Source organism: Streptomyces sp. NPDC034111 (assembly GCF_055575375.1).
Window position 1 is genome coordinate 243043 of record NZ_JBVIST010000003.1, and the last position, 12644, is coordinate 255686.

Genomic DNA, 12644 nt, shown 5'->3' on the forward strand with positions numbered 1-12644 from the left:
GGAGTGCGCGGAGCGGGGGGAGCCGAGGGCGTGGACGGCAGCGGCGGGAGCGGGTCGCGGGTGGCGGCCGGCGGGGGAAGCGGTGCACCGGACGGCACCGCGCTGGCGGCTGCCGTACGGTCCGTACTGGCGCGCCTGGACGCCCACGCGGCACGGGCAGGCGGGTCCGGCGGGCCGGGCGGATCCAGCGGGCCCAGCGGATCCGGCAGGTCCGGCGGGCCCAGCGGCTCCAGCGGGCCCAACGGGCCCAGCAGCTCCGGCAGCTCCGGCAGCTCCGCCGGCGGGCTTTCCCCCAGTGCACCGCCCGCCCCCGAGCCGGGCGTTCCCCTCTCCCCCACCGCCCCGCGTCCGCCCCTCCCCGCCCTCGACGCGCTGACCGACTGTTTCGGTCTGAGCGCCTTCGAGCAGGAGATCGTGCTCCTGGCCGCCGCGGCGGAGCTGGATCCGACGACCGGTGCCCGCTGCGCCGCCGCGAGTGCGGACCCCGGCCATAGCCACCCCACCTTCGCTCTCGCCCTGGCCGCGCTCGCCGATCCCCACTGGAGCGCGCTCACTCCCGTCGCCCCGTTGCGCCGCTGGCGGCTGGTCGAGCTGGACGACGAGACCCGGCTGACCACCAGTCGCCTCCGTCTCGACGAGCGCATCCTGCATTTCCTGGTCGGCGCTCCGTACCTGGACGCCAAGCTGCACGGTCTGCTGCGCCGCACGCTCCCGCCCGCGTCCTTGCCGCCCTCGTACGAGGCGGCCGCCGAGCGGGTCGCCGCGGGCTGGGCGGGCTCCGGCCCGGACTCGCCGCTCCGTGTGGAACTGGTCGGCGCCGACCTCCGCACCCGGGCCGACATCGCGGCCGCCGCGGCCCGCCGTTCGGGCCTCGGCCTGTACTCCATGGCCGCCGACGACATCCCGGCCGACCCCGCCGAACGCGACCGCCTGGCCCGCCTCTGGCAGCGCGAGGCGATCCTCCTGCCCGCCGCGCTCCTGGTCGAGGTGGGCGAGATGGACCGCGACCAGCATGCCGCCGCCGATGCGTTCATCGTCGGTGCGCCCGTCCCTCTGGTGGTCTCCAGCCCGGACCCGCGGCAGACGGGGCATCCTCGCGGGGCACGCGTGACCGTGCCCAGGCTCTCGGACGAGGAGCAGCTGGGTCTGTGGAGGGAGGCGTTCGCCGACGTGCCGGAGGTGACGGTGCGTCATCTTCAGTCTCTTGTCGCGCAGTTCCGGCTGCCGCCGCATGTGGTGCGGTCGGCCGCCGCGTCCGTGCGCCGTGATCTGCCGCACCCGGGCGTGTCCGGTCCCGCGGAGCTGGCCTGGCAGGCCGGTCTCGCCGAGGCCCGGATGGGCCTGGACGAGCTGGGGCGCCGCATCGAGCCGCGGGCCGGCTGGGACGACCTGGTCCTCGCCGACCGGCAGTTACGCATTCTCCAGGAGATCGTCGCGCACGTACGTCAGCGCGGCACCGTCTACCAGGACTGGGGGTTCGCGAAGGCGCTGCGCAGCGGTCTCGGCGTCACGGCCCTCTTCGCGGGCGGCTCGGGCACCGGCAAGACCCTCGCGGCCGAGGTCATGGCCAAGGAACTGGGCCTGGATCTGTTCATCATCGATCTCTCGCAGGTGGTCAGCAAGTACATCGGAGAGACCGAGAAGAACCTGAGCAGGGTCTTCGACGCGGCGGAGCGGGGCGGTGCGCTGCTCCTCTTCGACGAGGCGGACGCGCTGTTCGGCAAGCGCAGCGAGGTCAAGGACAGCCATGACCGCTACGCGAATCTGGAGGTCAGCTATCTGCTGATGCGGATGGAGGCGTATCGCGGCCTGGCCGTCCTCACCACCAACATGAAGAAGGCGCTGGACTCCGCCTTCATGCGCCGGATCCGGTTCGTCGTCGACTTCCCCTTCCCGGGTGAGAAGGAGCGCGCGGAGATCTGGCGCCGGGTGCTGCCCTCGCAGGCGCCGATGAAGAACATCGAGCCGGCGCTGCTCGCCCAACTCACCGTCGCCGGCGGCTCGATCCGCAATATCGCCCTCTCCGGCGCGTTCCTGGCCGCCGAGGAGGGCGACCGCCTCCAGATGCGCCACATGCTGGCGGCGGCCCGCACCGAGTATCTGAAGCTGGAACGTTCTCTGACGCCGTCGGAGGTCCAAGGATGGGTCTGAGCGAGAGCAACGGACAGCCGGCCGGGGCCGCGCCCTCGCCTCCCACGGGCTTCCGTATCGACATCGGTGAACTGGTCCTGGACGGCTTCGACGCCCGGCTCGATCCGGAGCGTGTATCGGCCGCGTTCCGGAGCGAGTTGACCCGGCTCGTACGGGAGCGCGGGGTACCGCTGGCGGCGGACGGTACGGCGGACGTGGTGCTGGACGGGCTGGCCGGTCTCCCGCCTCTCCCCTCCACCAGTCACCCCGTACGGCTGGGCGAGGCACTGGCCCGTGCCGTACATGCGGGACTCGCGGGACGGGGGGAGGCTCGATGAGTACGGCACGGTCCTCGACGCAGGACGCCCGGTCGGCCGCCGAGGACAGGCGCCGCAGGCGCAAGGAGCGGTCCGCCAGGTCCCGCGCCCCGGAGCCCAAGGACATCGTCAGCGGCGCGGGCCAGCCTCTCGATCTCAGCGTCCGCCGTGAACTCGAAGAACGGCTCGGCCACGACTTCAGTCAGGTCCGGCTGCACACCGACCGGGATTCCGGGCAGCTGGCGGAGCTGATGGGCGCGGACGCTTTCGCCGTCGGTCAGGACATCTTCTTCCGCGAGGGCACGTACCGGCCGGGCACGGCGGACGGGCAGCGGCTGCTGGCTCATGAGCTGCTGCACACCGTGCAGAACCCGCACGGCCCGGGCGCGCTGCGGGCGGGCCGCGACCTGGGGTCGGTGAGCCTGCCGCAGGAGTCGGTCGAGCGGGAGGCGGAGTCGGCGGCGCGGGCGTCGGTGCTGGGGGCGCTGCGGGATTCCGTACGCCCGGAGGAGCCGGCGGCGGAGGTCGGGGAGGGCCGGGCCAGCCCCGGCTGGCTGCGGTACGCGACGGTGGACGCGGACCGTGCGCGGCTGGAGCAGATCGACCCGGCGACGCTTGTGGACCGGCTGGCGAACGGGGTGCTGCGTTCGCTGCGGGGTGACCCGGCCGATGTGTCGGGCCGCGTACGCCTGCAACTCGCCCGTATGGGGCCGGAGTTGCGGGCCTCGGTGCTGGACCGGCTGGAGGTGCGGCTGCTGTCGCCGGAGTACGAGCGGCTGCTGGATCTGACGGACGAGGCAGAGCTCGGGCCGCTCGGTCTTGGGCCCTCGAACGCGCCGGAGCCGGTCCCGGACGCGATCGACCTGGTTCTGGACGAGCGTGTGGGGGCGGCCGAGCGGGCCGACGGCGGGAAGAAGTCGCGGGAAGCGCGGGACGAGGACGCCGCCGAGGAGAAGAAGGACGCCACGGGCCGCGACGGCGAGCGCGAGAAGGAACGGACCCGGGCGCAGCAGGACGCCTCGGCGGAGGAGAAGGAAGCCGGCGAGCGCAAGGCGAAGGAGGACGAGCGGGCCGAGGAGCTCGCCGACTCCAAGAAGGAACAGCAGCAGGAAGAGGAGAAGCAGGGCGAGGAACGCGAGAAGGCCGACCAGGCCGACGCGGAGAAGGCCGGGGCGGGGCAGGAGGGCGCCGAGCGCACCAAGGAGGAGCGCAAGGAGCAGCGTGAGCGTGAGGAGCAGGACCCGGAGCAGGCCAACCGGCCGGGCGCGGACAAGCGCAAGCGCAAGGACGACCAGAAGAAGCCCGCGGACGGCGCCAAGCAGGAAGAACTCGAAAAGAAGAGGAGGGAGCAGCAGGGGCCGGTCCGCCCGGAGAAGGTCGACGAACGGGCCGAACAGCGCGACAGCGCGCTGTCCGAGCACGGTCTGCACGAGAAGGACGAGGACGAGGGCGAGCCGCGCGAGGAGGAACGGCCCCTCGGGCTGGAGGCCGGCGCGGACAAGGAGGTCCATGGCGGCGAGGAGGGCAAGCGGGGCGGCGGCGGGGGCAACGGCGGGCCGGAGCTGAAGCCCGAGGACTACCTGCCGGATGGTGACCCCGACCTGTCCGCCGTACCGACGGCGGCGAACGCCGCGGCGAGCATGCCGTCCTTCCCCGCTCCCCCGCCCACCAAGGCGGAGAAGATCCAGAAGGAGCGGGAGAACGACGCCGACGAGGAAGAGGACGAGGAGGCGCCGGAGGCCGAGGCCAAGGCGCCGGGTGAGGAGCGGGGCCCGGTAGAGGGTGAAGCGCCACAGCCCGAGCACGGTCCCGCGTCCGAGGCTCCCGATCGCAGCGAGAAGGACCTCCAGCCGGAGAAGCCGGTGGAGCAGGAGGTCGGTCCTGACCCTTCGGCCGAGGAGAAGCCGGAAGGGGAGCAGGAGGCTGAGGAGAAGAAGGACCCCGAGCAGCAGCAGGACCAGGACGAGGACGGGGCCAAGGCCGCCAAGCAGGACGCCGCCGACAAGGACGCGGAGCGGGACGAGAAGTCGGGCGACGGTGACGAGGCGCCGGACGCCAAGGAAGCCCAGGACGAGCAGCAGGAGAAGAAGGACCAGGACGAGCACGAGGAGAAGAAGGCGGCCAAGGGCCGGCCGGAGGGTGCTGCCGCGGAGAAGCCGGCCGGCGCCGCGCCGGGGGCCGCTGCTGGTCCCGGGCCTGGTCCCGCGGCCGTTCCGCTCGCGCCGCCCGCCGGTGCGCACACGGAGAAGACGCCTGTCCAGGACCGGCACCCCTCGCCTGCCGTACGGCGTGCCGTGGGGCCCGTGCGGGGTGAGCGCGAGGCACCGGCGCCGAAGAGCACGGTCCCCAAGGAGGCCGGGCCGGGGGCGGCGCCCAGTGGCGCGGTCGGTGACACCGACCCCGCCGCCGCTCCCAAGTCCGCGGCGGGCCCGGGTGGTGCGCCCTCCCCTGCGCAGGCCGCCGTCGGCCCGGCGGCCGAACAGACCGAGAACCCCGGGAAGATGGGCGCGCCCGCGCCCGAGGGCGCCAAGGCGCAGCCCGACGCCTCGCTGGAGAAGGACGGCGGCGGCTGTGCACCACCGGAGCCCGCCGCCGAGAAGGAGGAGAAGGGCGGCGCTTGCGGCGGAGGTGGCGGTGAGAAGGCGCCCGAGGAGAAGAAGGAAGAGCCGCCGGACGTCTCGGGGCAGGACCCGAAGGCCGCGCTCGGCACCGTCAGCAAGCTCTCGCCCGACCAGGCGCAGGCCGCCATGCCCGGCGTGGACGGGGCGGCGGACAAGAAGATCAACCAGGAGCAGAAGCGTCTGGAGGCCAATCCGCCCAAGCGGGAACGGCCTTCGGGGGCGCCGCAGACGCAGTCCTCGCCTCCGGAGGCCGAGGCGCCGGAGACGGCGGTCAGCGGAAAGCTGGAGCGGGTCGGGCCGGAGGACCAGGGCGAGAAGCAGCGGGCCAAGGGCAGTGAAAAGGCCCAGGGCGCCAAGCCCACCGACAACGTCAAGACGCCGGAGCTCCCGCCCAGCAAGGACGGCAAGCTGACGGAGGGCGACGCGAAGAGCGTCGAGGCCGCGGCGGACAAGGTGCCGACGACCGACCCCGAACTCCGCAACAAGACCGTCGGCCCTGCCCCCAAGATCAAGCTGGAGGGCGAGAGCGATCCGCAGCGTACGGACAAGCAGGCGGAGAAGCTCAAGGAGAAGCAGGGCAAGATCCAGGACACCGGCCGGGCGGACGCGTCCAAGCCGATGGGTGAGGACAAGATCTTCCCCGACGCTCCGAAGGAGCAGCTGACGGGCAAGGCGTCCGGGCGTGCGGGCGGCGGGGGTGGCCGGCAGTCGGCCGGGGGCAGGCCGGAGCAGCATGTCGGCATCGTCGCCAAGCAGGAGCGCGGCGGCGAACTCAAGAGCGGTGCGGCGCAGTCGCAGACCGACATGGCCGCCGAGGAGAAGGAACACCAGCAGGGCGAGCAGAGGGAAAAGCAGGGAAAGCAGCAGGAGATCGACAACGAGGTCGCGCGCAACGCCGAGCAGCAGACGGCGGAGCGCGGCCGGGCCGCCGAACAGGCCGGCAAGGAGCGTCAGAACTGGCGCGACGAGCAGGACAAGAAGATCGAGCAGGCCGACAAGGACACCGAGAAGGAGCACAAGGACGGCAACCAGAAGATCACCAAGGAGCGGGACGGCAAGGACAAGGAAGTCGAGGACCGCAAGAACAACGACAACAAGGACATCGACACCAAGGCGGAGCAGGCCGAGAAGGACGCCAAGAAGAAGAAGGAAGAGAAGAAGGGCGAGTCCGGCGGCCTCTTCGGCAAGCTTCTCGACGCGGTGGGCGACTTCTTCAAGGGCCTCCTGGACGCGGTCACGGCCGTCTTCGATGCCGCCCGCAAAGCCATCAACAGCGTCATCGACAAGTTCAAGGAGTTCGCCAACAAGGCGATCGATGCCGTCCGCGACTTCGCCGTCAAGGCCATCAGCGCCGTCGCCGACGCCCTGATCGCCATCGGCGACGTACTCCTCGCCGCCTTCCCCGAACTCCGCGACAAGTTCCGCAAGGCCATCGAGGGCCTGCGCGACGCGGCCATCGCCACGGTCAACAAGCTGGCCGACGGCCTGAAGAAGGCCGTCAACACCCTCCTCGACGCCCTGGCGGCGGGCCTCAACGCCCTCCTCACCGTCCTCGAAGCGGGCATCAAGGCCGTCATCAAGGCCTACCAGGCCGTGATCACCGCCGCGATCAAGTTCGCCGAGGCCGCGATCGAGGCGCTCGGAAAGTTCGCGGCCCTGGTCGCCGACATCGCCCCGGACCCGGGCGGCTGGCTGAAGAAGGCCGGCAGCGCCGCCAAGACCGGTATCCAGGAACACCTCTGGGGCGCGATCAAGACGGCCGTCAAGCAGTGGTTCGACGCCAAGGTGGAGGGAATTCTGGGCCTTGGCAAGGCTGTCATCAACGTCCTCATCAAGGGCTGTATGTCCTTGAAGCAGATCGGCAAGATGGCCTGGGACGCGATCATCGCGTCCCTTCCGATGATGATCGCCTCGCTGGTCATCGAAAAGGTCGTCTCGATGATCGTCCCCGCGGCGGGCGCGATCCTCACCATCGTCCAGGGCCTGATGGCCGCCTGGCAGAGCATCAGCTCCATCCTCTCGGCCTTCAGCAAGTTCTTCGCCTACCTCAAGGCGGTCAAGGCTGGCCCGGCCGCCTGCCTCTTCGCCGAGGCGGTGGCCGCGGGCGTGGTGGCGTTGCTGGACTTCATCAGCAACTTCCTCATGATCCGCCTGTCCTCGGCCACCAAGGGCGTCGGAAAGCGCCTCAAGGGCATCGCCCAGAAAATCACCGCCGGCCTGAAGAAGACCGGCAAGGGCGCCCGCAAGGCAGCGGGCAAGGCCGTCAACTCCGCCAAGGCCGCCGCCCGCAAGGCCGCCCAAGCCCTCCGCAAGCCGGCCCGCCCGGCCAAGCCGAAGGGGCCCCGGGTGCCGTCCCGCCCTGGTGCTTCAACGGATCGCACGCCGGGCGGCGGCCACCCCAGGCATCAGCCGAAGACACACCCCGACGGGCGTCCGTCGAGCAAGACGCCGGACCCGCTGAAGAAGAAGCGGGAGGACGAGGCGGAGGCGAGGCACGCCAAGGACAGGACGGGCCCAGGCAAGGAGCACAACCAGGGCGGCCCGGCGAAGAAGCCGGATCAGGACGGTCCGGCCAAGCAGCCGGACAAGGGCGGCCCCGACACCAAGAAGGACAAGGCTCCCGACAAGGACGGGCCCAGCGGAAAGAAGGACCGGGCGCCCGACAAGGCGCCGAAGAAGAAAGAGGTCGAGGCCCCCAAACGCGCCAAGCAGCAGAAACCGAAATCGCCGCTGGGGCGCGCCCTGAAGAAGATCAAGAGGACCGTCAAGTCCGCCCTCAAGAAGGTCAAGAATGCAGGTAAGTCCCTAGGCAGGAAGCTCCGCAAGAGCAAGGTCGGCAAGGCGATCAGGAACGGCGCCAAGAAGCTCTGGAACAAGTTCAAGAACAAGCGCAACAACATGCGCGACGACAAGAAGAACCGCACCAGGCCGAGGAAGCCGGAAAGGGACGACAAGAAGAAGGAGAAGGAAAGCAAGGAGGTCCGGCTCAGGAAGGCCATCGCGCGTATGCGGCCGCGGCTCAAGGAGCGTCTTGAGAAGGGGATGTGGGAGCCTCGGTTCCGGGCCATGCTGTTCCAGCTCCGCGCGTGGTATCGGCTGTCGAGCGTCCGGGCCACGGGGGATCCAGAAGTGGATGTCACTGCATCGCTGAACCCGGGCCCCTACCCCGTCATCACGGGTGAACGCGTGAATGACGAAATCGTCCTCGGGAACGTGGAGAAAGATGACCTCCCGGACCCGGAGCTGCCACGCTTCGGTGATGTGAAAGCGAGTAGGATCACCGCCAAGTTCCTGAGCAAGCATGTGAAGGACACCGGCCAGGACGCGGACCTCGCCAAGGGTGGGAAAGATCCTCAGCCCATGGGGTGGAGGCACGTGAAGGACACCGGACTCTCCGGTGACAGCGCATGGGTGCGGATGCATCTGCTCCCGGAGGCCATCGGCGGAATGGCTTCCGGCAACAACCTCGTGCCGGCCCGCGGACCGCAGACGAACACGCCCTTCGCCGCGGGGGTTGAACGCAAGGCATACGACGACATACCCAGCCCGGAAAAGCTCATTTGGTACTCGTCGCATGTGACCTTCCACCCGGAGCCCGTCACGGATCAGGGACCGGCCCCCGGAAAAGACGGCTACCCGCAGGGGTTTCCGAAATCCATCACCTCCAGCTACGGGGGCTACCGGAAGGTCGGAAGCAAGCCCGGTCGGCTGCGTAGCTCATGGCTGCCCGAACCGGCGAAGAAGACCTACTCCCAGAACAACATCCCGCTGCCGGCCAAGAATGAACACCAGCAGTTGTTCATCAACAAGGCGGGAGAGGACTCCATATCCGCGCGCATCGGCGAGGAAAATCTGACCCTGGCTCGCTACATCGCGGGGAAGAACCCGAGCACCGGCGGCGGGAAGGAGAAGGTCAACGGGCAGGATGTGGATATCGTTCGCCCGAAGTACCACAAGGTCCAGGACATCGAGGATTACCTGAAGAGCAAGACGAGAATGCAGGCCGCCACCAGGCTGAAGATAAAATTCGTGATCAAGAAGCTGCAGGACATGGAAGACAAGGGCGAAATCAACTGGGCCACCTTCGAGTGAGCTGCACCGGGAAGAGAGTTCGACAGTGACCGATCCAATGGATTTCGCAACCCGTTGCTCCGGTGTCATTGCGGCACTGGAGACGGCGGACGACATGGAAGTGGAACGGCGGCCCTGCGATGTTCCCGTGGAGTTCACGGACAGCCGGTCCGCCTTCGCCGACATCTTCGCGCGCACAGGGGTGAATCTCGACGCCGGTCTACAGCCGTACTTCTTCACTGCCGCGGAGATTCACGCGAGCTGGCAGCGGACGTCGGGGCCGGTGATCGTTGGCGAACTCTGTCTGGCCAACCTTCATCGATGCCTGACCAAGGAACACCGGCCGCTGGAGGATGCCGGACTGCCCGAGGACGAACAGCGGACCCTGGCCGAGCTGCGCGTCATCGACCAAGCGCCGTTCGGGGGATCGGGGCGGGTCGCAGGACTGCGTATCCCCCGTGGCACCTCCTTGCCTGAGGTGTGGCTGTACGACAGGAAGAAGGGCCTCCTGAAGCAGCTTGACCTCGACTACGCCGGCTACTTGGAGCAGGTGCTGCTCACCCGGGGTGCTTTCGGCTGGCAGTACCTCTTCGCCGCAGTGGACCTGTCGGAGGGAAGGTTCCGGAGCATCGCCAAGAACCTCCTCACCTCGTTCCGTACTTTCGCCGAGATCTTCCCGGCCGAGGACTTCGGCCCGCTGAACGAGCGTCTGGAGGCCCGCCGGTGACCCGCTACGCCGACATCCCCAAGCCCATCCGCTCCGGCCTCGTCGTCGTGGATCCCGAGCGCGGCACCCCCCAGCGCATCATCGTGCTCCAGTTCAACCCCGACACTCTGGAACGGTCGGTTCAGCCGCAAGCCGCCGGAGGGGAAGGCGACAGTGGCGGGGGCGGGAGCGGAGGCGGGGACCGGAATGAGGCGCTGCGGCTGAAAGGGCCGGCGCAGGAGAGCTGGAAGTTCACCGCGGAGATCGACGCCACCGATCAGCTGGATGTGGCCGCGCCCGACGGGATCCACCCCCAACTGGCCGTGCTGGAGATGCTGGTGCAGCCCACCACGGCGCAGCTCCGTGCCGCCTCGCACCACGCCAAGAAGGGCACCATCGAGATCAGTCCGATCGAGACGCCGCTGACGCTCTTCACCTGGGGCAGCAAGCGCGTCATGCCCGTGCGGCTGACCGAGTTGTCGGTCAATGAGTCGGCGTTCGATGTCTACCTCAATCCGATCCGGGCCTCGCTCAGTATCGGATTGAAGGTGCTGACGGTGAGTGATCTGCCGGCGGGGCATCGGGGGGCGGAGCTCTACCTCGCGCATCTGGCGCAGAAGGAGCAGTTGGCGCGGGCGGCGCGGGGCGGGAGTTTTGCGCAACTGGGGTTCGGGAGGGGGATCTGAGGCGTGATCGAGCCGTATGAGCGGGCGTTGGACGAGGTGCCGGGGGCGCATCCGTATCCGCGGAGCAGTCGGTATCACGATGCGGAGATCGGGGTGTACCGGGCCGAGGACGGGACCGAGGTGAGGTACGCCAAGCGGAGGTTGCTGCCGCCGCTGGACGAGGCGGCGGAGGAGAGCGTGCCGCACACGGTCGGTGCGGGTGAGCGGCCGGATCAGCTCGGGCAGCGGTACTTCGGGGATCCGGGGCAGTGGTGGCGGATCGCGGATGCCAATCCGGTGCTGGATCCACGGGAGTTGACGGATGAGCCGGGGGAGCGGATAGCCGTGCCGCTGCCGGGTGGGTTCCCGGGTGGGGTGGGCGGGCCGGGGGTCCGTAATGGGTGAGGATCAGCCCGTTGGCCAGGGGCCCATTCATGTGTCGATGTTTATGGGGCCGAAGTTGGCCCGGCCGGTGCCGGCCGAGGTGATGGAGGCGCTGCTGTCGGCGCAGGTGACGAGTACGGCGGGTGAGCGGTCGGGGTTTCAGATTGCGTTCGACCTGACGAAGAAGGGCGCCCTCACCCAGCGGTTGCTGCCCGAAGGGTTCTTTGATCCCAAGACCCGGGTCATTGTCGCGGTCTCGATCAAGGGCACGCCGTTCGTGCTGCTGGACGGTTTGATCGTCCGGCAGGAGGTGGGGGCCAGTAATCAGCCGGGGCAGACGACGCTGACCGTCACCGGGGAAGACCTGACGCTGCTGATGGATCTGGAGGAGCGGGCGGACCGGTATCCCAACCTCGCGCCGTCGCAGCGGGTGGAGCGGATTCTGGGGAAGTACGCGGATTACGGGATCGATGCGCGGATCATCCGGGAGCAGGTGCCGCAGCCGCCCCGGGAGCAGGTCCGGGTGGATTATCAGGTGGGGACGGATCTCCAGTATGTGAATGAGCTGGCCAGGGCCAATGGATACACGTTCTACCTCGATCCGGGTCCCGTTCCCGGGCGGTCGACCGCCTTCTGGGGGCCCGAGCAGCGGCTGGGGCAGCGGCAGCACGCGTTGAATGTGAATATGGACGTGAACTCGACCGTGGATCAGTTGACGTTCGCGTACGACGGGACGGCGAGAGAAGAGCCGCAGGCGCGGGTGCAGGATCCGGTGACGCGGCGGGCGCCTTTGCTGGCGCAGCCGGATATCAGTCCGCTGCGGCCGCCGTTGGGGTTGCGGGCGTCGCCGGCGCTCAAGCGGAAGACCCTGGCCGGCACGGCGAAGATGGATGAGGCGCTGGCGAAGGCGGAGGCCCTGGGCCGGGCCGCCACTTCCGCCGATGCGATTTCCGGGTCGGGGCAGTTGGACGTCAACCGGCATGGATATGTGCTGCGGGCCCGGGAGTTGGTGGGGGTGCGGGGCGCGGGCGTGACCTATGACGGCGATTACTACGTGAAGAGTGTGACGACCAATCTCCGGCCCGGTTCTTACCAGCAGAACTTCACGCTGTCGCGTGAGGGACTCATTGCGCGGAGCGGCACCGTACGTCCGTAACACCACTCGTCAGACCAGGAGACAGAGGAATGGGCGGCGCATCGAACAACCGCTTTCTCGGGAAATTCCGGGGCCGGGTGGCGGCGAATGACGATCCGATGGGAATCGGGCGGCTCAGGGTGCAGGTTCCTGATGTGCTCGGGGACGAGGTCTCCACCTGGGCCTTGCCGTGCTTTCCGTTCACGGGAGAGCGGGCGGGCCAGGTGGTGGTGCCGTCCGTGGGGGCCGGGGTGTGGGTGGAGTTCGAGCAGGGCGATCCCAGTTTCCCGGTGTGGACGGGGTGTTGGTACGGGCGGCGGGAGGAATTGCCGGAGGATGCGCAGCGGGATCCGGCGATATCGCATCCGGTGGTGGTGCAGACGCCCGGGAAGCACAAGATCGTGATGTCGGACGTGCCCACCGAGGGGATTTTGCTGGAGGCGCCGGGCGGGGCCCATGTGCGGATCGATGCCTCCGGTGTCCATATCAGCAACGGCCATGGGGTGTCGATTTCTTTGGTGGGAGATCGCGTCGATGTCAATGACGGCCGGTTGACGGTACCCAGGAAACGCTGACGGGAACGGGGGAGGCAGGTCAGATGGCGAGTGGGAATGT

General features: G+C 69.1%; 8 protein-coding genes. All 8 read left to right on the top strand.

Features of this window, described 5'->3' with window-relative positions; translation table 11 throughout:
* Positions 1-3: 3 nt before the first annotated feature.
* The 8 genes from ACZ55A_RS10510 to ACZ55A_RS10545 all read left to right on the top strand — a co-directional run bounded on the left by ACZ55A_RS10510 (position 4) and on the right by ACZ55A_RS10545 (position 12604).
* Entirely contained in the window at positions 4-2151 is a 2148-nt protein-coding gene (locus tag ACZ55A_RS10510) for an ATP-binding protein (protein WP_468837155.1), read from the top strand.
* Entirely contained in the window at positions 2142-2468 is a 327-nt protein-coding gene (locus ACZ55A_RS10515) for a hypothetical protein (protein ID WP_468837157.1), read from the top strand. Before ACZ55A_RS10510 ends, ACZ55A_RS10515 begins: the two co-directional genes overlap by 10 nt.
* A complete protein-coding gene (locus ACZ55A_RS10520) occupies positions 2465-9160 on the top strand; it encodes an eCIS core domain-containing protein (protein ID WP_468837160.1) in 6696 nt (2231 codons plus the stop codon). The genes ACZ55A_RS10515 and ACZ55A_RS10520 overlap by 4 nt, the downstream gene beginning before the upstream one ends.
* Positions 9161-9287: 127 nt before the next feature.
* Entirely contained in the window at positions 9288-9866 is a 579-nt protein-coding gene (locus ACZ55A_RS10525) for a hypothetical protein (protein ID WP_468837163.1), read from the top strand.
* Entirely contained in the window at positions 9863-10531 is a 669-nt protein-coding gene (locus tag ACZ55A_RS10530; protein ID WP_468837165.1) for a hypothetical protein, read from the top strand. The genes ACZ55A_RS10525 and ACZ55A_RS10530 overlap by 4 nt, the downstream gene beginning before the upstream one ends.
* A gap of 3 nt (positions 10532-10534) precedes the next feature.
* Positions 10535-10915 (top strand): LysM peptidoglycan-binding domain-containing protein, encoded by a 381-nt coding sequence (locus tag ACZ55A_RS10535; protein WP_468837168.1) that lies wholly within the window; start codon positions 10535-10537, stop codon positions 10913-10915.
* Entirely contained in the window at positions 10908-12050 is a 1143-nt protein-coding gene (locus ACZ55A_RS10540) for a hypothetical protein (RefSeq protein ID WP_468837170.1), read from the top strand. Before ACZ55A_RS10535 ends, ACZ55A_RS10540 begins: the two co-directional genes overlap by 8 nt.
* A gap of 29 nt (positions 12051-12079) precedes the next feature.
* A complete protein-coding gene (locus ACZ55A_RS10545; protein WP_468837173.1) occupies positions 12080-12604 on the top strand; it encodes a phage baseplate assembly protein V in 525 nt (174 codons plus the stop codon).
* Positions 12605-12644: the final 40 nt, after the last annotated feature.